Here is a 25,312-nt window from a genome sequence, read left to right as displayed (position 1 = left end):
TGATGGCCGGCGTGAATCCAATCGCCACAGATGATCATACAACTTTTATGTCCTTCTGACCAGTATTTCAGTCCCATACACTATACGTTTCTAACGATATAAACCGATGATTAGCCTTGCCAGATCCAGATACATATTCTGGGCAAATTGATATAAAGGTTGAATCGTCGCATTTTGCAATGGAGGAATAACAAGGATCAACAGGAAAATAAATATGGACCATTGCTCTACCCCTTGTAGTTTGCGGCTGATTGAAGGCGGCAGAATATCCTCCAGAATTCGATATCCGTCCAATGGAGGTAACGGAATAAGATTAAAGAGAAAAAGGAAAAAGTTCGTCAGGTTAAATATGGAGAAAAACATGGAGATTGCCGTAAGCAACCGTTCATTCTCAATGCCACCCAATGCCCCCGAACCAACCAGGGATGCATAGATGATCGTACCGATGATCGCGAGCAGCAAGTTACTCACAGGCCCTGCTACAGATACAATGACACCCATTAATCTCGGTTTGTCAAAGTTGGCCCGATTCACTGGAACAGGGCGTGCCCAACCAAAACCAGCAATAAGGAGCAGTAGCACACCAAACAAGTCAAAATGTACAACTGGATTCAGTGTAACCCTGCCCAGCAGCTTGGCTGTTGGATCGCCGAATTTGTTGGCAAAATAGGCATGAGAGAATTCATGCACCGTAAAAGCAATCAGAATCGCCAACAGGAAAAACGGCAGTTGATCCAGCGGATAACGAAAGAACGAGTTTAAGTCCATCGGTTACCTCTTTCTGGCCACAAACGCGACCCAGTCCTCATCGCGGTGCACCGAACTTATTTCGAAGCCGGAAGCAACGAGCGCATCATGGACAAGCTGCTCTTTATTTTTCCAGATGCCTGAAGTAATATAAACGCCGCCAGACTCAAGCGCATGATAGACATCATCCACAAACAGCATAATAATCTCAGCCAAAATGTTGGCAACGATAACTTTCACCGGAAGCTTCACGCCCAGCGCAGGGTCCTGACTGCCCAGAACAGACAGCAGATCACTCTCTTTCACCGTAATTTGTTGTCCCAGCCCATTCAGTTCCACATTTTCCTTGGCACTTGCTACCGCAACCGGATCAAGGTCCAGCGCGAGCACATGTTTTGCTCCGAGATGGACAGCTCCAATAGCCAAGATGCCAGAGCCTGTACCCACGTCAATGACTTCCTCGCCACCCTGAATGACCGATTCCAGTGTACGCAGACAAAGCGAAGTGGTTGGATGTGTTCCTGTACCAAACGCCATGCCTGGATCAAGCTCAATAATTTTCTCATTTGGGCTTTCCGGTGTATACTCTTCCCATGTCGGTTTAATGGTTAGACGTTCCGAGACACGTACTGGCTTGAAATATTGTTTCCAGGCGTTCGCCCAGTCATTTTCATCCACTGTTCGAGTCTCAAAACGAACCTCCCCCGTTTGGATATCGAATTCGGAAAGTTGCTCAATGCGTGGACTTACTTCAGATTGCAATGCATCCATGTCCGTACCTTCGGAAAAGTATCCTTTAATGACCGCAAAGCCTTCAGGAATATCATTCAATGGAAACTCGTACAACTCGCCATACGTTGTATCCCGCTTTTTATTTAAAGTACCGGACTCTTCAATTGAGACCCCTCCAGCACCCGCTTCATGTAAAAAATTCGAAATCATCTCCACAGCTTCTTCTGTGGTATGTATTGTTAGTTCATGCCATAACATACTTCGTTTTTCCTCCTCATTTTTCAAACATCCCAACCATTGTACTACACAAGCGAGCAGGAGTACAAAACCGCAGCAGTAAAAGAAACAACAAAAACAGGATACCCGCAGCCTGACTGCTCGAATACCCTGTTTTAATTATGACTACACTCGATTAACTTGTTAGCAAAAGCGTCCACCATTCTGGGTAATCATCTCTGCAGCTTGCGGGAGAGAGTCACTGGATACGGATACTGTCAGCAAGATTTCTTGCTTGGGCCTGCCTTCAGAGCCAGCTTCCGGATCGTCATACACTTGTCCACCCGACAATACTTCGGTCTCGTCGCTAATAAGGGAAAGTACATTCAGCTCACCACTGAATCCCCCAATCACGGCCATGGTTGAGTTAACTGTGCTCTCAGCCGCTCCCCGATCCACTGAAGACGATGTGTCATTCAGACTCTCGATACTCAATTGGTTCGGGTGCAGCAATTCCAGAGCTCTGCGTGCAGATTCAGCCTCGGACCAGCTTGTAAACACTGCTTCGATAATCACTGCAGAGCGACCTTCAGTCATGAATCTCCCGACCCTGACGACGATCGGCCGCTTCACTGCGGCGCAAAGCCTCTATATCTTCATGATCCGCAGCTTCGGCACTGAATTCCACATCCTCATTTTTGGCGGACTGCATTCTCTTCATCTTTTCCGTTTTCGTCAAAATCTTGCCTGGACGTTCATGTTCTGCCATCGTTATGCTCCTCCTTCAAAATAGGTATCTATATAAAATGAACTAATACTTGTTACACTGTACCACTCCGACTGTAGTACCATCCTCCGATCGCTGTTATCCCCAGATTTCTTCATCTCCCTTCTTAAAGGGAGAAATCCGGTGATAGCGTATGCTTCCGAAGTAGCTTTCTTGCGAATGCTTTCAGGCGAACGCTTCACTTCTTCAGATTGGTTCTACACTCTCCGTTAAAGTGTAATGCTCTGTCCATCTTATATAGATTTGGTGAAACTAAATCATACCGCCGGCTTGTTCGATAATGGATAGGGCACGGTGATGTACTGCCTCGTCAACAACAACGGTCAGTAGTACATCTCTGCCTGTCGGACCCTCTTGTCCGCCATCGCTCATACCGCTCGCAGAAGGATCTGCTGCCGCCATGATTCCCGCGCTGGCATTTGTGCCTAGAGCACCTGGTACCCAGGAAGAAAAGCTGCCTGATACGCCTGGTGTATAAGATGCTCCGCTTGGCCCGACACCCGCATAACGACTGAATCGATTGATAGACAGGTCTTCCACTCGTAATGCCTCCAGTTTTTTGGCTGCCCCTTCCGCTTGCTCCGGGCTATGGAAATAAGCCAAAATATTTTTTTCGGTCATCCGGTTCACCTGCTTCCCTAGTTTCGGCACATCAGTAAACCACTGAATGCTCATGTCTGGTATCTTTCCGCAAGCGCGCCCATATTATGCAAAAAAGGACACCCTGCGGAAAAACCGCTGTGGTGTCCTTTTTTTAAATTAATGATTAAGACTCAGTCTCCACGGAAAGCTCGTTTCACCCGGTCAAAGAAGGATTGCTCGTGCTCATGAGTTTGTTCTCCATCCAGCGCAGCAATTTGGCGAAGCAGGTCTTTCTGCTCGTCATTCAGCTTGCTAGGCGTAACGACAACGACTTTCACATGCTGATCCCCTTGCCCCATGCCGCGCAGGCGTGGTACGCCTTTGCCTTTGAGACGGAAATACGTTCCTGTCTGTGTACCGGCAGGTACTTTTAGCTTCACTTTCTCAGACAGCGTTGGAATTTCAATCTCATCTCCCAATGCGGCCTGAGCAAAGGTAAGCGGAATTTCGCAATAGATATCATCGCCTTCACGCTCGAAGAAATCATGTGATTTCACACGGATGACAATATACAGATCTCCTGCTGGTCCTCCGCGCAGACCACCTTCACCTTCACCAGTCATACGCAATTGAGCGCCGTCATCTACACCCGCTGGAATGCGAACATGAATTTTGCGTTGTTTGCGCACTTTACCGCTGCCGCTGCATGTTGTACATTTTTCCTTGATAATTTGTCCAGAACCATTACAGTTCGAACAAGCACGACGGTTGACCATACGGCCAAACGGTGTATTTTGAACCACTTCCTGTTGACCACTACCTTGGCAGACGGAACAGGTTTCTGGTTTAGTTCCTGGTTTCGCACCTGAGCCATGACAAGTATCACAGCCTTCGGTACGAGGAATGGTAATGTCAGTTTCCTTACCGAATACCGCTTCCTTGAACTCAATCGTCATGGTGTATTGCAGATCGTTCCCCCGTTGCGGAGCATTTGGATCACGTCGTCCACCGCCGCCGCCACCAAAGAACATATCGAAGATGTCGCCAAAGCCGCCGCCGCCAAAATCGCCACCGCCGCCGAATCCGCCCTGATTTGGATCAATATGACCGTATTGATCATACTGTGCCCGCTTCTGACCGTCACTGACTACATCATAAGCTTCTTTAACTTCCTTAAACTTGGCTTCCGCGTCAGCAGCCTTGTTTACGTCAGGGTGATACTGACGGGCAAGCTTGCGGTATGCCTTTTTGATTTCCTCGTCGCTGGCATTTTTGCCGACGCCGAGTACCTCATAATAATCACGTTTTTCAGCCACTCTTCCACCCCCATATCATTCACCATATCGCACATCGTGACAAAAGGAAAGCCAAAGCACGGGAGCCCCGGCTATGACTTTCCCTTCGATCCGAACGTCACCGATGATTAATTCACAAGAAATCGTGAATTAGTTTTGTTTTTTATCTTCATCTACAACTTCGTAATCAGCGTCTACAACGTTGTCACGTTTTGCAGAACCCTGTTGCTCGTCAGCACCTTGAGCTGCTTGCTCTTGAGCCTGTGCTTGCTCATACAGTTTCACAGACAGTTGTTGAACGATCTCTGTCAGTTCTTCTGTAGCGGCTTTGATGTCTTCCAGATTGTCGGAAGCCAGAACACCTTGCAGTTTTTCTTTTGCAGCATTCGCTTTTTCAACTTCACCTGCGTCAGCTTTTTCGCCAAGATCTTTGATCGTTTTGTCAACAGAGTAGATCAGTTGATCTGCGCTGTTTTTCGCTTCAACGAGTTCTTTGCGTTTTTTATCTTCTTCAGCATGCAACTCAGCATCTTTCATCATTTGCTCAACTTCAGCATCGCTCAAACCGCTGGAAGAAGTGATGGTGATTTTTTGAGTTTTATTTGTACCTTTGTCTGTTGCAGATACGTTAACGATACCGTTGGCATCAATATCGAAGCTAACTTCGATTTGTGGAACGCCACGTGGAGCTGGAGGGATATCTCCCAGCATGAAGCGACCGAGGGATTTGTTACCCGCTGCCATCTCACGCTCCCCTTGCAGAACATGAATCTCAACGCTTGGTTGGTTGTCTGCATAAGTGGAGAACACTTGGGATTTGCTTGTAGGAATCGTTGTGTTGCGCTCGATCATTTTAGTGAATACGCCACCCGCAGTTTCAATACCCAGGGACAATGGAGTTACGTCAAGCAATACAACGTCTTTCACGTCACCTGTCAGTACGCCCGCTTGTACAGCAGCACCCAAAGCTACAACTTCATCCGGGTTAACACCTTTGTGAGGGTCTTTACCTGTCAGTTTTTTGATTGCTTCCTGTACTGCAGGAATACGTGTGGAACCACCAACCAAGACGATTTTGTCGATATCGTTAGCTGTCATTCCAGCATCGCTCAGTGCACGACGAGTTGGTTCAAGCGTACGCTCAACCAGACCAGCAGAGATTTCTTCGAATTTCGCACGGCTAAGGTTCAACTCCAAATGTTGAGGAACGCCATCAGCCACAGTAATAAACGGCAGGGAAATAGTTGTAGTCAATACGCCGGAAAGTTCTTTTTTCGCTTTTTCCGCTGCATCTTTCAAACGTTGAACCGCTGCTTTATCTTTACTCAAGTCAATGCCTTGATCTTTTTTGAACTCACTTACGAGATAATCAATGATTACTTGGTCGAAGTCATCGCCACCCAGTTGGTTATCACCACTAGTTGCTTTAACTTCGAAGAAGCCGTCACCCAGTTCAAGGATGGATACGTCGAATGTACCGCCACCCAAGTCATATACGAGAATCGTTTGATCTTCGGATTTCTCCATACCGTATGCCAAAGCTGCTGCTGTTGGCTCGTTGACGATACGCAGAACTTCCAGACCTGCGATTTTACCTGCATCCTTTGTTGCTTGACGCTGGCTGTCATTGAAGTAGGCTGGTACTGTGATAACCGCTTGAGTTACCGTTTGACCCAGATAAGCTTCAGCATCGGATTTCAGTTTTTGCAAGATGATTGCAGAGATCTCTTGTGGAGAGTAATCTTTGCTATCGATTGTTTCTTTGTGGGATGTACCCATATGACGTTTGATTGAGATGATCGTACGATCCGGATTTGTGATCGCTTGACGTTTAGCCGTTTCACCGACAACGCGTTCTCCATCTTTTTTGAAACCCACTACGGATGGGGTTGTACGTGCGCCTTCCGGATTTGGAATAACGACAGCCTCGCCGCCTTCCATAACCGCTACGCATGAGTTTGTTGTTCCTAAGTCAATACCGATTACTTTGCTCATCGGAAAATTTCCTCCCTCGACAATTTAAATGGATCAGATTGATCCTTATTTGTATTTGTTGTTCCTAATCGTGCTCTATGTGTGTACTAACCTTTATATTAAACTTCGGTGGCATCGTACAATCAAGAGTGAACTCAATTCATTCTGTAATAGAAATTATGAGCTAACTTTGACCATAGCCGGACGAAGTACTTTATCCTTCAGCATATAGCCTTTTTGGACTTCCTCTACAACGGTACCTTCTTCATACTCGTCGCTCTCCACTGACATAATCGCCTGGTGGAATTCAGGGTTAAACGGTTGTCCTACCGTATCCATTGACGTCAGACCTTCATTGTTCAGCACAGTCTCCAGCTGACGGAAGATCATTTCGATGCCTTTGGAGAAGGATTCGACTTCAGTACCTTCCGGTACAGTAGCCATGGCACGCTCGAAGTTATCAATGACCGGCACCAGTTCGGTGACCAGCTTCATCGAAGCGTATTTCGCCAGTTCTTCTTTTTCCTTTTGTGTACGACGACGGAAGTTATCAAAATCAGCTTGCGCACGGACAAAACGCTGTTGATGTTCCTCAGCTTCCGCCTTCAAACGTGCGATCTCATCTTGCTCCTGATCTGTCATCTCTTCCGCCTGTGCTTCTGCAGCTCCGGCTTCGTTGACAGGCTCCTGTTCCGCTGCTGTAGTTGCTTGTTGTTCCTGTTCTTCTGCTGCGAATGATTGCTCCTCTTTCAAGATGTTCACCTCCTTATAAGAATGAAATGCTTCATTCCCTTATTTGAAGCGATGCGTTAGCATGGCCGTCAAATCACGGGATAATGTATTTAAAATATGAATGACACGTGCGTAATCCATTCGCGTAGGTCCCAAAATTCCGATGGATCCCAAAGCCTCTCCATCCAATGAATAGGATGCCGTTATCAGGCTGCAATTGGCGAAGGCTTCATGATCATTCTCGGTACCTATTCGCACCTGAATACCAGATCCACCCTGCACGGGCATCATCAATTTCATGAGTGTTGGTGTCTCATCCAGCAGGTCAAGAATATCTTTTACCTTTTCAATATCTTTAAACTCTGGCTGGGTCAACATATTGGTGGCACCACTAAGGAACAGACGATTGTCATGCTCGTTGTCAAAGGCACTGTTCAGCACCTGCATGACTTCCTCATAACGTGTAATATGCCGTTCCATCTCTTGCCCAAGCTCGGTGTAGAGACGAGACTTTAATTTGTAAATTGGCACGCCAACCAGCTTGCTGTTTAATAAACGAACTACATTCTCCATCTCCGCTACCGAAATTTCGGGTGGAATCTGAACTGTCTTGTTCTCCACCTGACCCGTGTTCGTTACGATAATGGCTACAGCCTCGTTTTCATTAAGCGGAAGCAGTTGAAAATGACGAAGTGACGTGTGAAAAACTTCCGGTCCGAGCAGGATCGAAGTATAATTCGTCATATGTGACAAAATGACTGAGGCATGCTGAATAACTTGTTCCATCACGTTCAGCTTTTCTGCGAAAAATGACTTCAGGTCGTCCAGCTCTTGTGGCTCCACCTGATTCCAGGGAACCAAATGATCGACATAATATCGATAGCCTTTGTGTGAAGGTATGCGTCCTGCCGATGTATGCGGCTGTTCCAGAAAGCCCATATCTTCAAGGTCCGCCATTTCATTACGGATCGTCGCCGGACTGTATCCAACATCTCCCCTTTTGGAAATGCTCCGGGACCCTACGGGCTCAGCTGAACGGATATAGTCATCCACTATAGCGTTCAGAATCATTCGTTGACGCTCTGTTAACATGGTGAGTATTCCCTCCTTCTGACTGTACTGTCCCATGTCGTTAGCACTCCGGTTAGATGAGTGCTAAGCGGTAATACAAAAATACCAAAATGACGTGAGCATTGTCAAGTCAGTTTGATGAGTACGCTCATCTATTTATAGTATAGACCAATGTCTCCAAGACATAACAACTTTACTGTACAGCTCATGAATTAAAAAGAACCGCAGGTGAGATAGAGTATACTCGGCTCAATCCATACGGTTCATTCATTTATCAGGCTGAAATATTCAACTCTTTCAATACAGCAATCTCATCACAGCAATCTTGTTTGCTGCAATGAACACAGTCGGTCCATACTTTTTCCGGGAAAATCTCCTTATTCACCACGGCAAAACCGTTTTTGAGAAAAAAGGACACTTCATACGTCAATGCCATGACTTTGGGAATTTGCTGCTTCTCCGCTTCCTCTACCAGTCGGTCCAGCAATAGTGAGCCAATGCCCATGCCTTTGTGACCTTCGGAGATACCGAGCGATCTGACTTCCACCAGATCATTTCCCAGACGGCAGAGAGATCCACAGCCTACAACCTGACCATTCACTTCTGCTACAACAAAGTGCTCCAGCTGCCGTTGCAGTACTTCCCGTGAACGCGGAAGCATGATCCCACGCTCTGCATAGCCCTTAATCATTTCAAATAATGGTTCAACATCTTCCGGTACGGCTTTTCTGCATATGGCCGACATCCAGCTCTCCTCCTATAAGAAGCTTTCCAGAGGAAAGCCGACTTCGTAGTTGTATAAATTACACGCTCTGTAAAATCAATATGAATAAATATACAACAGAGCGTATAGAATTTCAAGCTACGAATTCAGCGATATAGACCCGATAAACTCGGCAAAAACGTCATTTCCGAACAGGATGCCCTGCTCACTAAGCCGGAAGCCGTCTGGCGTCTTCTCCAGCAGTCCTGCATTCAGCATTTTACCCAAAGGCTTCGCAAACACTTCCTCCATAGGCTCCCCGAACTGATCGCTAAACCGCGAGGATGAAGCACCTTCGAGCATTCTCAACCCAACCATCAGATAATCTTCCATTGCCTCGGCGCGACTGATCTCAAAATGATCGAGACGCGGCAGACCTCCTTTGGAAGCTTCAACATACGGGTTTATACCTTTTATATTCATATGGCGTTCGCGGCCTACATATCCATGCGCACCTGCACCGAGACCGTAATAATCCTCATTGCGCCAGTACGTGATATTGTGACGGCTCTCGAAGCCGGGTTTGGCAAAGTTACTGATCTCGTATTGTCCGTAACCTGCTTCTTTCATACGCTTCATTAATAGAAGATACATTTGCAGCTCGTCGTCTTCATGAGGAAGCGGTAACTGGTTCTTCTGATACAACGTATGGAAAAGAGTATTCTCTTCCACCTTCAGACTGTAAATGGAGTAATGCGGCAAATCCAGCTCCAGCGCTTTATCGATACTCTCGTTCAACATCTCGACGGTCTGGTTTGGCAAACCAAACATCAGGTCAATGGACAAGTTATGCAATCCAGCTGCTCGGGCATTTTCTAAACTGCGGTATACATCATCTGTATTATGAATCCGGCCAATACCTGTCAACAGATCATTTTGAAAAGCCTGTACTCCAAAGCTGACGCGGTTTACTCCGCCTTCTTTCATAACCGCAAGCTTTTCCGCGTCCGTCGTACCCGGGTTAGCTTCCATTGAAAACTCAATATCATCTGCCCAGTTCGGGAAATAGGTCTTAACGGACTTCAGGAATACGGCCATTTCATCCGGTTTCAGTGCAGTCGGCGTGCCGCCGCCCACAAATATGGTTTTGATTTCTCCTGGCGGATTTGCTTTAACCGTATGTTCCATCTCCCGTTCCAGCGCTTCAAGGTACTGCATAACAGGCTGGTCCTTCAATACATAGGAGTTAAAATCGCAGTAAAAACATTTATTTGTGCAAAAGGGAATGTGAAGATACACCGCTTGGGGTGCACCTGTTTTCCGGCTGTGTGCTGCCAATGTCATGGCAAGTCCCCCTCTATTTGAAAAAAGGAAAGCCATCCGGCTTCCCTTTCAGCTTGGTTTATTGGTTATTAATCATCAATTTTCAGCACCGCCATGAATGCTTCCTGCGGCACCTCTACGTTACCAACCTGTTTCATCCGCTTCTTACCTTCCTTCTGCTTCTCGAGCAGTTTCCGTTTCCGCGAGATGTCACCGCCATAACACTTGGCAAGTACGTTTTTACGCATTGCTTTTACCGTTTCACGAGCTACAACTTTGGTACCTACAGATGCCTGAATTGGCACCTCGAACATTTGCCGTGGAATCAGCTCGCGCAGCTTCTCACAAATAATGCGTCCGCGGTTATACGCACGGTCACGGTGAACGATGAAGGACAAGGCATCGACTTGCTCACCATTGAGCAAGATATCCATTTTTGCCAGATTAGACTGACGATAACCGGACAGCTCGTAGTCGAAGGATGCATATCCTTTGGTGCTTGATTTCAACTGATCGAAGAAGTCATATACAATCTCGGACAACGGGATCTCATACGTAATGGTAACCCGAGTTGTGTCCAAATATTCCATATTCACATATTCACCGCGTTTATTCTGACAAAGCTCCATAATGGTACCTACATAATCATTGGGTACGATAATCGAAGCTTTAACATACGGTTCTTCAACGTAATCAATTCTTCCCACCTCAGGATAGTTGGATGGGTTGTCAATCTGCATAACTTCACCATTGGTCAACGTCACGTGGTAAATTACGCTTGGTGCAGTCGTTATCAATGGAATGTTGAACTCACGTTCAATCCGCTCCTGGATAACATCCATGTGAAGCAGTCCAAGGAATCCGCAACGGAATCCAAAACCGAGTGCACTGGAAGTCTCCGGCTCAAAGCTGAGCGATGCATCGTTCAACTGCAATTTCTCCAACGCTTCGCGCAGGTCAACATAATCTGATGTTTCAATCGGATAGAGACCGCAGTATACCATTGGATTAATTTTGCGGTAACCCGGCAAAGGTTCAGGTGTTGGATTTTTGGCATCTGTCACCGTATCCCCGACTTGTGTATCACCCACATGCCGGATACCTGCAACGATAAATCCAACATCACCTACGTTCAGCTCGTCCACGATAGTCATGCGAGGTTTGAACGCTCCAACTTCAATGACTTCAAACGTCTTGCCTGTTGCCATCATTTTGATTTTGGAACCTGATTTGATTTTGCCGTCTACAACACGTACGTAAACAATTACGCCTTTGTATGGGTCATAGTGAGAGTCAAAAATCAGCGCTTTCAAAGGTTGGTCAGGATCACCTTGTGGAGCAGGAACACTTTGCACTACTTGCTCCAGAATCTCTTTGATACCGATACCCGCTTTGGCTGAAGCCAAAACTGCATTGCTTGTATCCAATCCAATGACATCTTCCACTTCCTGTTTAACCCGATCCGGATCAGCACTTGGAAGGTCAATCTTGTTAATTACCGGTAAAATTTCAAGATCATTATCTAATGCCAGGTACACGTTAGCCAGCGTCTGGGCTTCAATACCCTGAGCCGCATCCACAACCAGCAAAGCACCTTCACATGCAGCAAGGCTGCGTGATACTTCATATGTGAAGTCTACGTGTCCAGGCGTATCAATCAGATTCAACAGATACTCTTCGCCGTCATCGGCTTTGTAAGTTAGCGCTACCGCCTGCAGCTTGATCGTAATTCCACGTTCGCGTTCAAGTTCCATTTGGTCCAATACTTGTTCTTGCATTTCACGTGTAGTTAGCGCACCTGTGTACTCCAAGATCCGGTCCGCAAGTGTTGATTTGCCGTGATCTATATGTGCAATAATTGAAAAGTTACGAATTTTACGTTGTCTTGCCCGAATGTCAGTCATTCCTTACCCCCAGAAACAGCCTAGTGTCAATCACTTCATTATAACAGTTGATGCAGGGTGCATCAATCCCGCGTTGCCTCAACTTTATAATTATCGTCACAATTGCGAACTTCCAAGGGTATATTTTGCCTATATTTCATAGCCTTTTATTCAGCGACTCCGCTAAATAAGGATACAACCCACTTCATTCCGTTATGGGACAGATTTTGAAGAAGACCTGCTGTTTTGTCAGCCAGTACGTCGACCGGCGCTTTGCTCTGCTCTGCGCCAAGCACCTGACTCGGTGACAGAACAGGTACTGCTGGAGGTTCTTTAACCTCCTGTTGTACGGACGTGGTCGGAACAGACTCGGCAACCGGTGTCACCGGCTCCGTTTTCACCACTGCAGGGTTGCTAGTCGAATCATCACCCCTATTAAAGCTGCTGCCTGCCAGCTGCATTCCAAACAGAACACCCAGCAACATCAATACACAGATGGAAAACAATCTTTTACCGAATCTGGACACATTCCTCGCCTCCTGTTATATCTTCGATTCTTCTATTCTTCCATATCAGGACTACTAGCCACCTTTTGACGTCTTATCCGCACTCGCTTTGTCCACTTTCTGATCATCCCAGTACACCTCTGCGATCATGTCGGCCAGTACTTTGGATGTCCGCTCCAGTTCAGCAGCTGTATTGTCGATGCCGCCAATCTCAATCAATATGCTGTTGGGAGAAAGGGTCTGGTTATATTCACCATTGTTGGCCCCGCCGCCGTCCTTACCCCAGACGCCCCGAGATACCCCTGGGTATTTCGCTTCCAGTTTCTTATGAATTTTGGCCGCAAAGGCTTCATTCTGCTGCCAGTTTGGATTTTCATGTCCTATAATAAAATATACTTTGGCGTAACCCAGATTATTAATGGTTGTCGTTGTTTTGTTATGACGCTGAGAGTCACGGTGGATATCGATGAGATACGTAAGATCGTCATTTTGAGCAAGTGCAGCTTTCACCGTCTGACGGGAGTATTTATAGGAATAATTCCAGTTATAATCCTTAACCTTGGTTGGATAATCTTCTTGCGCATGTTCCACCCCAATCCCCAGCTTCTCCAAACTGTCGGACAAGTAGGTTCCCACTTGAAAAACATTACCAGTCGATTTACCAGAGGAAGGATTGTCACTCTTCGTGCCCAAGAGAGGATTGTATCCTTCACGTGGATGGGAATGGTAAACAAGAATCGCTTTTTTTCCTGTCGTTGGTTTGCTCGGTTCATCTTTACCACCATTCTTCGGTGGGGGATCACCCTTTACTTCACCATCACCCGGATCCTGCGGATCGGATGGATCGGGATTATCCTGACCTGGTGGGATATGCTGCTCGCCACCTGATTTCCCTCCGCCTGCCGAAGCCGTATCAATTAGTCCAGGACCCGGCTGATAATCTTCTGGAGCTTCAGCTTTTTCATTTCCCGAGCCTGGTCGCAGCAGTACGGGTTGATTGGAACCCATGCCCGGCATTTCTCTAGCGATCAGGCTTTTGGGGTCTTGCGGATTAACATTCGTCAGCAGTTGGAATACAAACGAAGTCAGATTTTCACCAGAAAATGCAGATGCTTGTTCTTTCTGAGTTAGATGTGGCATTTCCATGCCAAGCATGTCCACAAAAAAGCTACTTGAAACAGCTCCCGCAAACCCTTTCATAGAAGAAACAGGTGAGCTATTCAAACGCTTCTCTGCCATGCCCCCCAGACCGAGTACAACAAAAAACAAAGCAGATATGATCATAAGCAACAATAACGTACGGCCCATAGCCAGCACGTGCAAACATCTCTTTTTCCATTTACCAATATTCCAGGCCAATATTTTGTTCATTGCTTCTGTCTCCTTCCCTGCTGGACAATGCTTATACTTCAACTCTATGAGCCTGCCAGATTTGATAGAACAGGAAAAAGAAGATTGCATACAAAAAAAGAAAGTCCGATAGATTCGGACCTTCTTCACAGGAGTCTCAAGCATTTTAAATCTCAAAATGTTAATTAATGGGTGTAGGCAGCTACATTCTCAGCATTTACCGCATCATGGAGCGCGGCATTCAGACCTGTTGCAATAATATTGGCAATATCTTCGACAAATTCATCGATTTCTTTGGGGGTAACGATCAGATCATGACCTAGTGGCTCCAGTACCTCTTTTACCAAACTGAGACGGTCATTTTCGCCGATATCGTCCAGCATGCCCATAATCTGTTTCGTTTGATCAGTCTCTTGCCGGAAATGAGTACGCATCATTTCGATGACGTTATTCACGATGGTCGATGCATAACATACGGTTGGTACACCGATGGCAATGCATGGAACACCCAATATTTCACGTGTCAGTCCACGTCGTTTGTTCCCTATTCCTGAGCCAGGATGAATGCCGATGTCTGCCACTTGAATCGTTGTATTAACACGTTCGAGGGAGCGTGAAGCCAGTGCATCAATCGCAATGATTGCATCCGGTTTCGTTCGATCCACGATCGCTTGTACGATGTCACTGGATTCTATACCCGTTGTACCCAGCACACCTGGCGCAATAGCACTGACTTCCCGATAACCGGGTGCAACCTGATCTGGAACCAGCTCAAAATACTGGCGGGTAACCATCAGATTCTCCACTACCAGCGGTCCAAGTGAGTCAGGCGTGACGTTCAGGTTACCCAAACCTACGATCAGCACCTTAGACGTCTTGTTAATTCCCGCTTTGGCCAAAAAATCTTCCATCTCTCGCGTGAATTCTGCCGCAACCCGCTCCTGAAGATCGGTATCTCCGTTACGAAGCGATGGAACCTCCAAAGTGACATAGTGCCCCTTTACACGCCCAATTGCTGTAGCGGCTGCATCATCAAGCACATCAATACGTGTGATTTTAATACCGTCTTTCTCATCCACATCCTCCCGCAGCCCGGGAATCGTCTGTTTCTGCCCCCCCTGAGCCATCTCCTTGGAGTCAATTGCCAAGTCGGTACGAACTGCATAATTTTGCAAATCCAGTGTCATCTGTCCCTGCCTCCCTTACCGCATTTGAGCATATTGTGTGGGAAAATGGTGTGCTTTATGCAGCACTGTCGAACATCATAGGAAAATCTGTTGCAATTTGCATGCCAGCGTGCTAGAATATTTTAAGTTGTGAAACGTTTGTATTCATGCAAATGCCTTACAGGAGGTGAATGTAATGCCAAACATCAAATCCGCTGTTAAACGCGTAAAAACGAGCGACAAGCGCCGCGCACTCAACGCTTCCCAGAAATCTGCACTCCGTACAGCTGTTAAAGCTGCTGATGCTGCTCTGGTAAGTAACGAAGTTGATACTGCAAAAGCTGCGATTCAAGCTGCTTCCAAAAAGCTGGACAAGGCTGTAACTAAAGGTCTGGTTCATAAAAATGCTGCAGCCCGCAAAAAGTCTCGCTTGGCGAAAAAACTGAACGCTCTTTCCGCACAAGCGTAAGAAGCGTTACTTATACGATCTAATGGAAAAATCCTGAACAGCACGAGCTTTCAGGATTTTTTAGTATCTGATTCTATAAGCACTCTATTGAAACGGAGCGGCCTTTATTCCGATGATCTCACCATCAACGGAATAAAGGCCGCTTTGTGTTACCGTTATATCTAAGTTTAAGCTCCGAGCCTTAACAAGAAAAGCTCCAGTCCGAGCACTTTATCCACTGCCCCGGTCTTCATCTGATAATCCAGTTCACTGAGGTGACTCAAAATCAGCCTCAAACGTTCTGCCTGAAACTTGCGAGCCTGTTCACCAGCAATTTTAACAGCATACGGATGCAGACCAAGCTGGCTGGCAATTTGCTGTTGGGAGTAACTCTGCTGCCCTAACTCTTTTACCTGAATCATAATTCGAAATTGACGGGCAATCAAGGCAGCAATTTTGATCGGTTCTTCACGCTGCTTCAACAACTCATAAAAAAGACCCAAAGCTTTCTCCAGCCTCAAGTTAGCAAGCTCCTCCACCAAAGCGAACACATTCTGCTCGGTACTTCGAGCCACCAGTGATTCGATATCCGCGCGCTTGATCGTGCCTCCGTTACCAGCGAACAAACATAACTTGTCCACTTCCGCAGATAACGTCTGAAGGCCTGTTCCTGCATAGCTCACAAGCGTGTCAGCCGCTCCAGCCTCAAAAGATACATCCCGCTGCTTCGCCAGCTTTACAATCCAACCCAGCAACTCCTCCCCACTTAGTGGAGCAAATGCAAGGACAACAGCTTGTTTCTTCGCTGCCTTCACTAATTTTTTACGTTCGTCCAGTTTATCCCCTTGAGCCAGAAACACAATCGTACTATAATCTGCCGGATTGTCCATATATGTAAGCAGTCGATCAATCTGGTGATCAATTTTGGAATCCTTGCCTGCTGTAAACAAATTAGCATCGCGAACGATAATGAGTTTACGTGGAACAAGAAAAGGAACCGTCTCCGCTTCTTCAATGACAACCTCCACAGGTGTCTCAGAGAGATCATATGGAATGATCGCAAATTCTCGGTGCTCTTCTTCAATCACCTGTTGTTTTAACATATCCGTAAATTGCTGTATCTGATACTTCTCCGTTCCGTACAGCACATATACCGGAGCCGTTTCTCCATTACGTATTGCCTTTGTCGCACTCTTTACATCCATCACGGTGCCCCCTTATCCCTCTTATCCTACCAGAAAACGTGACAGACAACAAAGGGGCCTTACACCCGGTTAACGGATGAAGGCCCCCTGTCCTACATCTATATAAACGCGGACACCAACAATTCTAGAAAAAGCTGGTGCGCGGTCATACGACGTCAGTTATGCCAACTGAGATAGGACGTTGTTGTTACTTTCAATATATTCTTGATACAACAGAAAAGTTCGGCAAGTCTTGAGGCCAAACGTATAATTTACAGCCTATTTGGCAGAGGTTCCGCTTGAGGCAGTGGACACGTTAAACGATTTTTTCACTGTTGTTCCATCTTGATCTGTTTCGTAATTAAATACAGCGCTATCCTGAGACCAGCTCGCAGATTTTAGTGTACCCTCCACATTACGTTGCTCAACCAGATTTAGCACATCCGAGTCAGCGGCAGGTTTAGAGTAAATGCTGATCTGATCGCCGAGCAGCATGACCAGATAGGAGCCATCGGGTGATTTCCATTCTTTTGGAGTCGTGGTGGCAAGTGCACCTGAATCGGTGGCAGCCAATCCTTTATTTCCACCCGCTGCATCCATACCTGTCTCGGAATCAGGACTACTCGTCAGGCCCTCTGTCGGCTCTTCTACCTTAACATCAGGCATATCCTGAGAAGTAGTGAATGATTGTGCATCCCCATTTTCAGGCTCTGTTGCTCCGCTCTCAGTAGAACCTGCCGAAGGTCCAGTACTAGCTCCTGAATCCTGACTTTTTTGCTGATCAACACTCTTGGTACTGTCAGCAGGATTAGAACTGGACGGGGCGTTTTTCGTTGCATCACTCTTGTTCAATTCTGACCCTGTATCCGGCTGTTTAGGAGTTTGTTCTTCCTTCAATTCAGGTTCCTGCACCTTCTCTGAACTGTCTTCTTTAGGACCAATCTCTTGAGCTTGTTTATCTTCAGCGGATGGCTGACTTTCCGAACTATCAACCCAGACACTGTTATCGCTCTGTAAAGAGGAGGAAGAATCTTCATTGTTAATCTCTCTGCTCAGTGGATTTTGATCCTCATTCCCGCCTTCTTGAGTACTTCCAGTGCTCATCATCACTTCCGCATTCTCAATCTTCTCTGGTTGATACCCAAAAATGGTAACGCCCAGTACAACTGCTGCTGCTGCTGCACCCATGGACATACGGCCTGCCATGGAATTCAACCATTTTTGCTTCGGTTTTCGCTCACTTGAACGCTGTAAATTCTCAAACGCAGCAGGGACAGGACTCATTTCCTGTATGGTACTGCTTTGTTCCCTCTTTGCTTCGTCGATTGCATCCAGTTGCGGCATAATGGCATCAACCAGACTGAATCTCGGGGTTACCTGCGGCAAATCTTCCAGTTCTCTGGAGAGAGCTCTGAGCAAACTAAAGTTTTCAGCGCACTCCGGACATTGGGCCACATGCTGTAGCATCTGCGCAGTTTCCGCCTCGCCCAGATCATGATCCAGATACCGGTGCATCCATTCCACCACCTCTTCGCATTTCATCCTGTCACACCACCTTTCTGATACTCCTGTAGTAGATTCTGTAATTGCTGTCTGGCTCTAAATAAATAAGATTTAACCGTATTCAACGGAAGATCGAGGCAATCCGCAATTTCGTTATAGGATAAGTCCTGCAAATATCTTAGAACAATAACGGTACGATGATGCTCAGGCAACTTGTTAATAGCATCCTGAATATCCTTTGCCACATATGTGGACATCACTTCGAATTCCACATCCTGATTGTCCTGAAAAACCATATCATGCTCGTCAATGGAGACGGAGGGCTTGGTTCTTCTGAATTTATCAATACAGATATTCGTGACGATGCGCTGAACCCATGTCTTAAACTGGGCCTTTTCCTCATATGAATTAATCTTGGTGTAAATTCGGATCAACGCTTCCTGAGCAGCATCCAAAGCGTCTTGTTCATTATTTAGAATGTAATATGCGGTCCGATAAACATGCTGTTCAATGTCCCGCAATAGGGTAATTAGAGCGTCGCGATCGCCCGATTGAGCGGCTCTGATGAGTTCCGGCTCTACCACAAAGGATCCCCCTCTCCCTGCAACCTTACAGACGTGACCATCAATAAAATTGTTGCAAAGTTAAGTATTTTTTTTAGATATCATAAAGTAAAACTTCAGAGATACCGCGTCCTGATATCGCAAGAAAAACTTCCACTAAACGCGTTCTGTTCCCCTGGGTACGTAGATAGACGTTTTTCTTATATTGCCATAACAAAATAACGGCTTATGTATTCGGGCCGCTGAAATCTTCTCTTAGAATAACAGAAATTGCATAACGAGTCATCAAGCCAGCTCAAAAGTCATTCCAGTACTTACACGACTCAATTTAATGACAATGGCATACATTATAGCTAACCACACTTATAGCATTGAAAATAAAAAAATTCAAATTTCGTACAAATTTAAGCTCATTTTAATGTAATTTTCATGAAAACAGTGTATTGTAAATTTACATTCATAACACGAGGTGATGAGCATGCCAGCTCTTGCAAAAATTCAAGCGTTAAAAGAACAAATGCCCAAAGAATATCAAAGCATATCCCATTTTGTGGAACATGCGTTGCAATCTATCGATACCCTGGTTGAAGAACATCGGAAATACACCGCTGCACAGGCATTATACGGCGATAAAATCGTCGGATCGGAAGAACGCTTGTACAGAGAAACCGTGCTTGATGTTCGCGCACAGCTCTTGCTTACGCTTGAGAAAACTGTAGAAGATCTGTTGCACAAAGGTGACAAACATTGGAGTAAACACTTTAAAGATGGCGTTGAATAATTCATTGTTATAAGTCATTCCAAAATGAGCCCGCTTTCCGGCATTCTCCCCGAGGAGTATCCGGAAAGCGGGCTTTTGGTATCATTCTTTGAGCATATGAAGTGCTTCATACATAAAATTAATAAATGACAATTAGTTTCCCACCAACAAAACCTAATGCACGTATACCTGCCGAGCTACTATATACCCACACTTCAATCTTACCCTTTGAACTCATCTCCTGGGTTATGCTTGTTGGATCTCCCCATGCCAAACGAGCCTGTGTTGTAGTCATTCCCAAGTCCACTTCCCCAGCGATAATCTTATTCCACGTGGATTGGGACCATTTATATTTCTGATAAGGATCATATGCAAAGAATTGATTGGGATCTGACAGCATTCCCGTCACCTTAGATGCAGTCCCCCCTGCATAAGCAACAATCGTTTTTCCTTTTGCATTACGGAACTCAACAGAGTAGCTCTTATCTCCAGAGTCAGACTTCTCAATCTTAATATCTGTTATGGTCACTTTGCTGAAACGTCTTCCAAGATCCGTATAATCATTAATCCAATAAGACTTACCAATCAATCGACTAAGGCTGCCCAGTTCTTTTTTCTTGATCAGGGCAAGTGTATCCTTCGATTCAACAACGATTGATGACTTTCCAACTAGAACTTTTGCCTGCTTAAACTCTGCATCCCATTGTACTTGAATATCCGCCGTCTGACTTAACAGATGCGCAGGAAATACCGTTTGCCCTCCGATGGTTTGCACTTTCCCTTTCATTTTGATCTCCTTGTTGTTAAAGTGTGCAATTGCACTCCCTTTTTGCAACGTAATTTTTTCATTTCCGAATTGAATTTCAAAAGATGAACCTTTAACATCAACTTTGGCTCCCAGTGTCTTAAAAACGGACTGCACTGGTAAATATACAATTCCGTCCAACAATGTAGCACCTGTCAGCTTCTGCTGTGATTCAACGTTCAGTTGAAGGCTCGAAATCAAATCACCTATCTTCAAAGTTACTTGGGTTGTACCCATACCGCTTACCTTTAGTTTGCCTTCTCCTTGAATTTGTGCAACTTGAGGTTGCTCTATTATAATTTCTTCTGGCAAAGGTATACGCTTGATTTTGAACCCGTTGCTATAGCTCTCCTGAACAGTAAGTGTAATCTCATCTCCAATAACGGCTTCTTTGGAAGATGCAGCCAACGTTACTTTATTTAAAGAAGGAGCTACTAGAGGGGTTATTTTCCCACTGTCATAAACGACCCAAGAACCGTCTTGTAACTGTGCATATAATTCATCCAGATCATACGAATGCACAAGTCGATTTACATTAGTTAATCCTGGCAAATGTTCTGACTTATATTTGGAGGTTCGATCATAACTCCATACAGTTCCATCATTCTTCACCGTGAGTAGCTTATGTGTACTTCCCCACCAGATCATGGATTGCACGTCACTTGCAATAGTCACCTGTTCGTCCTCGTACATGACACTTACAATAACTACAGAGCCATCGTTCTTCAATACCGCTGCATAAGCGCTGTTCAATGCGATAGCTTTACCATCAGGTACATAGCCTGCTTTGCGCACTTTTTTTCCATAGTCGGCGTAATACACGTCTCCAGACGAGGATAATGCACTATAAACATATCCCTCATATGGACCAACATCAATGATGGATTCCAGACCTTTAATCTGTTCCCCTTTAGTATGAAGTGTTCCATCTTGAAGAAGAACCAAACCATGCCCATATACCTTCACTATTCCATTGTATTGATAAACATCTGGCTTATACGCATTGTCCTTATCCCAGCGATATACTTGTCCATTAGCAGTCCATCCAAAGACTGAGTGGGTATCAGATTTTGAGATACCCATCAAATTTCGACTTTGCGTCCATACTCCACTGGTAGTGCCTTTAGACCAAATTGTTCCATTATCAAGCAAATAATCATTACGATCGAGCACTGAAGAGATTGAGCCATTGGAACCGGATGCTGCAGTCACATGGGACTGACTAGTTATCAAGCCGATCGCTAGAAGTCCGATCCACAGTGCTATTGTCCTTTTGATCCATTTAACTCTAAACTTCTGTGTTGCATTGCTGTTGCATTGTGTGAATTCTACAAGTCCCATTTTTGTTGATCCCCTTCTTATTATGTAGTTGCTACTATCACCAGGTATCTCTCTAGCTCCCCTCAAAGCTGAGCCTAACTATTATTCGGTAAAAATAACCATTATCCTGCACTATAAAAGAATTCATTATGAGCTGTTTGGAACCAACTTATAACGCACATCAATCTCTCCATCTTTGATTCTCATCTGAATTTCCCCCATTCGATCAGTTCGATAGATCTCTGTACCCGAATCAACAAGACGTTCAAGCACACCAGGATTGGGATGTCCATATGTATTGTTGGCCCCAGCAGATATCACGGATGCGGATGCATTCCAATACTGTAACCAAGCTTCCGTTGATGATGTTTTGCTACCGTGGTGTGCAACTTTTAATACATCTATGGTGACAGGAACCTCCTTATGATTCTCCCCCGAGTGACGTGTGAACATCTCCTGAACAGTACCATCTGCTAATGCAGCATCTGCATCGTACTGTCCAAACGAGGCTGCAAGCGATCCATCCTGAATCATAAAGAGCAGATCCTGCTCGGCTGCAGCATCCATGTCACCCGTGAACAATAAGGAGGCGCCTGCCATCTCCAGCAAAAAGACAACCGAATCATGATTCTGATGTTCTGAGACAGGCAATCTTTCTCCTGTATCCTTCGCTTTCTCCAGATCCGGATATATAAAATGTAGTCTGGTCTCCCCATCTGGAGCGTAGGACATCCCTTGGCGAATGGCATATAACGGTATCTGCTTGTCTATAGCGGTATCCAGCAATTTCTCAAAATTGGCTGTACCACTGGTTGTCCCATTAAACATGAACCGTTCCACCGGGATCTGTTCGAGCACAGCCTGTAATCCTCCAGCATGATCCTGATCGGCATGGGTTACGATTACGGCGTCCAGCCGATGAATGCCCCGCTTTTTTAATAAAGGAACGACCACCTTGGCCCCTACTTCGTATGGATCACGCCTTGTTTTCCAGGATTGTTCAGACTTCCCGAACTGTACTGTACCTCCACCATCGACCAATATATGTTTACCTTCAGGTGTTGTAATAAGTGTACTGTCCCCTTGTCCTATATCCAAAAACTGCACCACTCCGGTCCCCGCAGGTTGCGGTGTCTGGTACGCCCACCATAATCCCACCACAAAGCTGAGAGCTAGCAGCGCACACATCCATTTGTGGAAGACGTTCATCCGTTCACCAGAATAAAAACCCGCCCCTCGCGCAGCAAATGCACTTGTATACTCCGGCCAGGCAATACTTGCACTTAATGTTGTCATCGAACCAGGACTAGCCTCACGTCCACCTTTGTTTAAACCTTGTGATGATACATTAGACAATCCAGACAGCCCCAGAGCCGCTTTAGGCGCCCCCCCAACATATCGGCGATTCAGTGGAGCCGTATCCTCTTCTGTGCCCTGAACTGCAGGTTGGTCACCTCGGCCGCGATGAAGGACCCTCAAAAGTGCATAGAGAACGGCATAATATGCTGCAATCCACAGTAGCGATGGGGTAGCCCAGATCAGCACAAAACCAGGCAAGCTGTTCATCCACTCCACACTTACAAAGGTCAATTTGTTCAGCATAATAGCAATCCACGCCAATGGTTTGGCTAGAGGCATCCAAATAAACGATAAAATCAGGGCAACCGTTCCAAGAGGAAGTACAATAGCACTGATCAAAGATACAAGCAGGAAGTTAGCGACAAATGAAAGCAGTGAAAACTGGTTGAAATACAGAATCGTGACCGGAAACGAAATGAGCTGTGCTGTTACCGTCACAGAAGCTGTTGCTGCAAGGCCCTTGGGCCAACTGCTAAATATCCGATTAATCAGTGGCATGTAAATCATCAGTCCAGCTGTTACCAGAAAAGATAGCTGAAAGCTCACGCTTAATAAAAAATACGGGTTCCACCACATCATCAACAACGCTGCTGCACTGATCATCTGCAATCCATCCCTCGCAAGCCCGCGCCGCGCCATATACAAACCAATCATGGACATGATACCCGCACGAATGACCGATGGCGAACCGCCAGACAACAGTACATATGCAGGTATTAGCAGTAACACAATGGTGAGCGAGGTTTCTCGGGTTAACCTAAGCCAAGATAAAAGGAGCAGCAGCGATGTCACATACACCGCGACATGTGTTCCGGAGATCGCCAATATATGAGTTAAACCAAGCTGTGAAAACTGTCCATATGTATCCGGATCGATATCATTAGCCATCCCGATAATCAGACCTTTCATATAGCCCGCATGAGGTTCGGGAAATATCCGTTCTACCGCTGCGCCAAGCTTATGCCTAACGATGTCATTCCACCGAAGGATGTTGAGTTTCCCCAGCCCTTCAGGCGGAACGGTGGTTACTGAACTGGCCCCCTTCACTTTAAACAACCAATGGATCTGAAGAGTCCTTAAGTAATTTCGATAGTCAAACCCACCAAAATTTCTGGCTTCGCCGGGAAGCGTAAGCGCACCCGTCAACGTGATCGAATCTCCTCGCTTCCACCCCGCTGCTACTTGCTGTTCTTCTTCCTCAGCCAGGCGAACTTGGACCATTAGACGTTCTCTCAAGTTAGACGCATTTCCCGCTTCCGACACAACTGCTGTTGATGCATCGGATAGTGAAAGCATCGACGTGACCTGCATTTCAAAATCGGCCCGATCCCCATCTATGCGTACATCCGACATAAGGGTTCCTTCGAATGTAGCTGCATAACCGTCTAAATCCTCCGCAGCCGTATGTGTGATATCGGGCAGACTGCTCCAATTCCGCGCATCATTCCATTCCCAGTGCACAGCACCGCCAACGAGTGCTCCGATCAGCAACAAGATGGACCAACCTCGTATATCAATCCATCGTAGTAAAAGAGGCAGACAAACGAATGCCCCGATCAATCCCACGATCAAGGACCAACCCGATAATGCACATGCCATCCCGCTACCGCATAACCAGCAGACGGTAAATACCAGTAAAGGTCTGCCTTTCATTTTCTTCCCCTCCTTTGTGTCACCCGTATGAACGCAGAAAAACCCCCGGCAGCTGATACAGCAACCGGAGGTTCTTCCCCGCAAATTTGAATATTATTTTGGTTCTAATCACTTACCGTCATCATCGTCTCACGTGGAGGCTGGTAATTACCCAGCTGACGAAACGTAATGCCTTTTTGCTTCATCATGTTGGTAACCTTGCCTGTATCCTTGGGATATGGGCGATGAAACACGATTTCTGTAATACCGCTATTCGCGAGCATATTGGAGCAAGTCCAGCAAGGTTCATCCGTGACATATACAGAAGAGCCTTCGCGGTCAATTCGATCGGTGAACAAAAGCAAATTCTGCTCCGCATGAATGGTACGAATGCAACGTTGCTTTTTAACCATTTCCTCCTGACCGTCGGTTACCACCAGCTCGTATTCTTCCGAGATCATGCATCCTGCTTCAGAGCAGTCCGGAACCCCCATGGGCGCACCGTTATAGGCTGTTCCAAGCAGTTTCTTCCCCTGCACAAGTACGGCGCCAACATGGCGGCGTGAACAGCGGGAACGGGTAGAGACCATATATGCGATGTCCATAAAATACGTATCCCAGTCTTTGCGTACGTCTGCTGTGCTCATAACCGTTTCCCTCCCCATCTGATG

At 46.1% G+C, this 25,312-nt stretch carries 23 protein-coding genes; 2 read left to right on the top strand and 21 right to left on the bottom strand.

The genetic code is table 11. From position 1 onward, the window contains the following. Positions 1-90 precede the first annotated feature (90 nt). From ACR1R9_RS04840 to gpr, 15 genes are all read right to left on the bottom strand, one after another. Positions 91-768, bottom strand: a complete 678-nt coding sequence (locus ACR1R9_RS04840) for a site-2 protease family protein (protein WP_076288076.1) — start codon at positions 766-768, stop codon at positions 91-93. 3 nt (positions 769-771) lie between these two features. Then, positions 772-1,737 carry a 50S ribosomal protein L11 methyltransferase gene (prmA, locus tag ACR1R9_RS04835; RefSeq protein ID WP_076288075.1) on the bottom strand — a complete coding sequence of 322 codons (966 nt, stop codon included), beginning with the start codon at positions 1,735-1,737 and terminating at the stop codon, positions 772-774. Between the two features lie 162 nt (positions 1,738-1,899). After that, a complete protein-coding gene (locus ACR1R9_RS04830; RefSeq protein WP_433921599.1) occupies positions 1,900-2,292 on the bottom strand; it encodes a hypothetical protein in 393 nt (130 codons plus the stop codon). After that, positions 2,285-2,464, bottom strand: coding sequence for a YfhD family protein (locus ACR1R9_RS04825; protein ID WP_024628492.1), 180 nt, complete (start codon positions 2,462-2,464; stop codon positions 2,285-2,287). Before ACR1R9_RS04825 ends, ACR1R9_RS04830 begins: the two co-directional genes overlap by 8 nt. Positions 2,465-2,734: 270 nt before the next feature. Further along, complete coding sequence (locus tag ACR1R9_RS04820) at positions 2,735-3,103, bottom strand: hypothetical protein (protein ID WP_063567301.1); 369 nt, start codon at positions 3,101-3,103, stop codon at positions 2,735-2,737. Positions 3,104-3,255: 152 nt separating this feature from the next. Then, a complete protein-coding gene (gene dnaJ / locus ACR1R9_RS04815; RefSeq protein WP_099858444.1) occupies positions 3,256-4,380 on the bottom strand; it encodes a molecular chaperone DnaJ in 1,125 nt (374 codons plus the stop codon). A 129-nt stretch (positions 4,381-4,509) separates the two neighbouring features. After that, on the bottom strand, positions 4,510-6,354 hold the full coding sequence (dnaK, locus tag ACR1R9_RS04810) for a molecular chaperone DnaK (protein ID WP_076288072.1): 1,845 nt from the start codon (positions 6,352-6,354) through the stop codon (positions 4,510-4,512). Between the two features lie 156 nt (positions 6,355-6,510). Continuing rightward, positions 6,511-7,086: a nucleotide exchange factor GrpE gene (gene grpE / locus ACR1R9_RS04805; protein ID WP_076288071.1), complete on the bottom strand. Its 576-nt coding sequence runs from the start codon at positions 7,084-7,086 to the stop codon at positions 6,511-6,513. Positions 7,087-7,125: 39 nt separating this feature from the next. Beyond that, positions 7,126-8,157, bottom strand: coding sequence for a heat-inducible transcriptional repressor HrcA (gene hrcA / locus ACR1R9_RS04800; protein ID WP_076288070.1), 1,032 nt, complete (start codon positions 8,155-8,157; stop codon positions 7,126-7,128). A 253-nt stretch (positions 8,158-8,410) separates the two neighbouring features. Continuing rightward, positions 8,411-8,881 carry an N-acetyltransferase gene (locus ACR1R9_RS04795; protein ID WP_063567287.1) on the bottom strand — a complete coding sequence of 157 codons (471 nt, stop codon included), beginning with the start codon at positions 8,879-8,881 and terminating at the stop codon, positions 8,411-8,413. A 117-nt stretch (positions 8,882-8,998) separates the two neighbouring features. Then, positions 8,999-10,183: a radical SAM family heme chaperone HemW gene (gene hemW / locus ACR1R9_RS04790; RefSeq protein WP_024628499.1), complete on the bottom strand. Its 1,185-nt coding sequence runs from the start codon at positions 10,181-10,183 to the stop codon at positions 8,999-9,001. Positions 10,184-10,251: 68 nt separating this feature from the next. Then, on the bottom strand, positions 10,252-12,066 hold the full coding sequence (gene lepA / locus ACR1R9_RS04785) for a translation elongation factor 4 (protein ID WP_076288069.1): 1,815 nt from the start codon (positions 12,064-12,066) through the stop codon (positions 10,252-10,254). A gap of 146 nt (positions 12,067-12,212) precedes the next feature. Beyond that, positions 12,213-12,572 (bottom strand): DUF3679 domain-containing protein, encoded by a 360-nt coding sequence (locus ACR1R9_RS04780; RefSeq protein WP_433921600.1) that lies wholly within the window; start codon positions 12,570-12,572, stop codon positions 12,213-12,215. Positions 12,573-12,626: 54 nt separating this feature from the next. Then, the gene (locus ACR1R9_RS04775) at positions 12,627-13,922 is read right to left on the bottom strand and encodes a stage II sporulation protein P (RefSeq protein WP_099858441.1); all 1,296 of its coding nucleotides are present in this window, start codon (positions 13,920-13,922) and stop codon (positions 12,627-12,629) included. A 164-nt stretch (positions 13,923-14,086) separates the two neighbouring features. Further along, positions 14,087-15,088 carry a GPR endopeptidase gene (gpr, locus tag ACR1R9_RS04770; RefSeq protein WP_063567283.1) on the bottom strand — a complete coding sequence of 334 codons (1,002 nt, stop codon included), beginning with the start codon at positions 15,086-15,088 and terminating at the stop codon, positions 14,087-14,089. Between the two features lie 175 nt (positions 15,089-15,263). On the opposite strand from gpr, the gene rpsT reads away from it, so the two are divergent. Next, complete coding sequence (rpsT, locus tag ACR1R9_RS04765; RefSeq protein WP_024628504.1) at positions 15,264-15,536, top strand: 30S ribosomal protein S20; 273 nt, start codon at positions 15,264-15,266, stop codon at positions 15,534-15,536. A 167-nt stretch (positions 15,537-15,703) separates the two neighbouring features. Here the strand turns inward: rpsT and holA are convergent, their stop codons facing one another. From holA to ACR1R9_RS04750, 3 genes are all read right to left on the bottom strand, one after another. Beyond that, positions 15,704-16,720 carry a DNA polymerase III subunit delta gene (holA, locus tag ACR1R9_RS04760; protein ID WP_076288065.1) on the bottom strand — a complete coding sequence of 339 codons (1,017 nt, stop codon included), beginning with the start codon at positions 16,718-16,720 and terminating at the stop codon, positions 15,704-15,706. 258 nt (positions 16,721-16,978) lie between these two features. Beyond that, on the bottom strand, positions 16,979-18,241 hold the full coding sequence (locus ACR1R9_RS04755; protein WP_433921601.1) for a zf-HC2 domain-containing protein: 1,263 nt from the start codon (positions 18,239-18,241) through the stop codon (positions 16,979-16,981). Then, the gene (locus ACR1R9_RS04750) at positions 18,238-18,786 is read right to left on the bottom strand and encodes an RNA polymerase sigma factor (RefSeq protein ID WP_024628507.1); all 549 of its coding nucleotides are present in this window, start codon (positions 18,784-18,786) and stop codon (positions 18,238-18,240) included. The genes ACR1R9_RS04755 and ACR1R9_RS04750 overlap by 4 nt, the downstream gene beginning before the upstream one ends. A 457-nt stretch (positions 18,787-19,243) precedes the next feature. On the opposite strand from ACR1R9_RS04750, the gene ACR1R9_RS04745 reads away from it, so the two are divergent. Beyond that, a complete protein-coding gene (locus tag ACR1R9_RS04745; RefSeq protein ID WP_053781298.1) occupies positions 19,244-19,546 on the top strand; it encodes a hypothetical protein in 303 nt (100 codons plus the stop codon). A gap of 118 nt (positions 19,547-19,664) precedes the next feature. Here ACR1R9_RS04745 and ACR1R9_RS04740 read toward each other — a convergent pair whose 3' ends face one another. The 3 genes from ACR1R9_RS04740 to ACR1R9_RS04730 form a co-directional block, all read right to left on the bottom strand. Then, positions 19,665-21,671: a copper amine oxidase N-terminal domain-containing protein gene (locus ACR1R9_RS04740; RefSeq protein WP_310853754.1), complete on the bottom strand. Its 2,007-nt coding sequence runs from the start codon at positions 21,669-21,671 to the stop codon at positions 19,665-19,667. A gap of 126 nt (positions 21,672-21,797) precedes the next feature. Next, positions 21,798-24,662 carry a ComEC/Rec2 family competence protein gene (locus ACR1R9_RS04735; protein ID WP_433921602.1) on the bottom strand — a complete coding sequence of 955 codons (2,865 nt, stop codon included), beginning with the start codon at positions 24,660-24,662 and terminating at the stop codon, positions 21,798-21,800. A 104-nt stretch (positions 24,663-24,766) separates the two neighbouring features. After that, entirely contained in the window at positions 24,767-25,288 is a 522-nt protein-coding gene (locus ACR1R9_RS04730) for a deoxycytidylate deaminase (protein WP_076288061.1), read from the bottom strand. Positions 25,289-25,312 lie beyond the last annotated feature (24 nt).

The sequence above is a fragment of the Paenibacillus taichungensis genome, from assembly GCF_050994985.1.
Taxonomy (GTDB): Bacteria; Bacillota; Bacilli; order Paenibacillales; family Paenibacillaceae; genus Paenibacillus; species Paenibacillus taichungensis.
Note: the sequence above shows the minus strand (reverse complement) of the source record. Positions and strands in the feature narration are given on the sequence as shown.

Bases quoted from the DNA above. Each gene is read 5' to 3' on its own strand.
- lepA (WP_076288069.1), bottom strand. From the start codon at position 12,066: ATGACTGACATTCGGGCAAGACAACGTAAAATTCGTAACTTTTCAATT.
- dnaK (WP_076288072.1), bottom strand. From the start codon at position 6,354: ATGAGCAAAGTAATCGGTATTGACTTAGGAACAACAAACTCATGCGTA.
- hemW (WP_024628499.1), bottom strand. From the start codon at position 10,183: ATGACATTGGCAGCACACAGCCGGAAAACAGGTGCACCCCAAGCGGTG.
- holA (WP_076288065.1), bottom strand. From the start codon at position 16,720: ATGGATGTAAAGAGTGCGACAAAGGCAATACGTAATGGAGAAACGGCT.
- gpr (WP_063567283.1), bottom strand. From the start codon at position 15,088: ATGACACTGGATTTGCAAAATTATGCAGTTCGTACCGACTTGGCAATT.
- ACR1R9_RS04840 (WP_076288076.1), bottom strand. From the start codon at position 768: ATGGACTTAAACTCGTTCTTTCGTTATCCGCTGGATCAACTGCCGTTT.
- ACR1R9_RS04830 (WP_433921599.1), bottom strand. From the start codon at position 2,292: ATGACTGAAGGTCGCTCTGCAGTGATTATCGAAGCAGTGTTTACAAGC.
- ACR1R9_RS04775 (WP_099858441.1), bottom strand. From the start codon at position 13,922: ATGAACAAAATATTGGCCTGGAATATTGGTAAATGGAAAAAGAGATGT.
- ACR1R9_RS04735 (WP_433921602.1), bottom strand. From the start codon at position 24,662: ATGAAAGGCAGACCTTTACTGGTATTTACCGTCTGCTGGTTATGCGGT.
- ACR1R9_RS04730 (WP_076288061.1), bottom strand. From the start codon at position 25,288: ATGAGCACAGCAGACGTACGCAAAGACTGGGATACGTATTTTATGGAC.
- ACR1R9_RS04820 (WP_063567301.1), bottom strand. From the start codon at position 3,103: ATGACCGAAAAAAATATTTTGGCTTATTTCCATAGCCCGGAGCAAGCG.
- ACR1R9_RS04755 (WP_433921601.1), bottom strand. From the start codon at position 18,241: ATGAAATGCGAAGAGGTGGTGGAATGGATGCACCGGTATCTGGATCAT.
- rpsT (WP_024628504.1), top strand. From the start codon at position 15,264: ATGCCAAACATCAAATCCGCTGTTAAACGCGTAAAAACGAGCGACAAG.
- ACR1R9_RS04795 (WP_063567287.1), bottom strand. From the start codon at position 8,881: ATGTCGGCCATATGCAGAAAAGCCGTACCGGAAGATGTTGAACCATTA.
- ACR1R9_RS04825 (WP_024628492.1), bottom strand. From the start codon at position 2,464: ATGGCAGAACATGAACGTCCAGGCAAGATTTTGACGAAAACGGAAAAG.
- hrcA (WP_076288070.1), bottom strand. From the start codon at position 8,157: ATGTTAACAGAGCGTCAACGAATGATTCTGAACGCTATAGTGGATGAC.
- ACR1R9_RS04745 (WP_053781298.1), top strand. From the start codon at position 19,244: ATGCCAGCTCTTGCAAAAATTCAAGCGTTAAAAGAACAAATGCCCAAA.
- prmA (WP_076288075.1), bottom strand. From the start codon at position 1,737: ATGTTATGGCATGAACTAACAATACATACCACAGAAGAAGCTGTGGAG.
- ACR1R9_RS04740 (WP_310853754.1), bottom strand. From the start codon at position 21,671: ATGGGACTTGTAGAATTCACACAATGCAACAGCAATGCAACACAGAAG.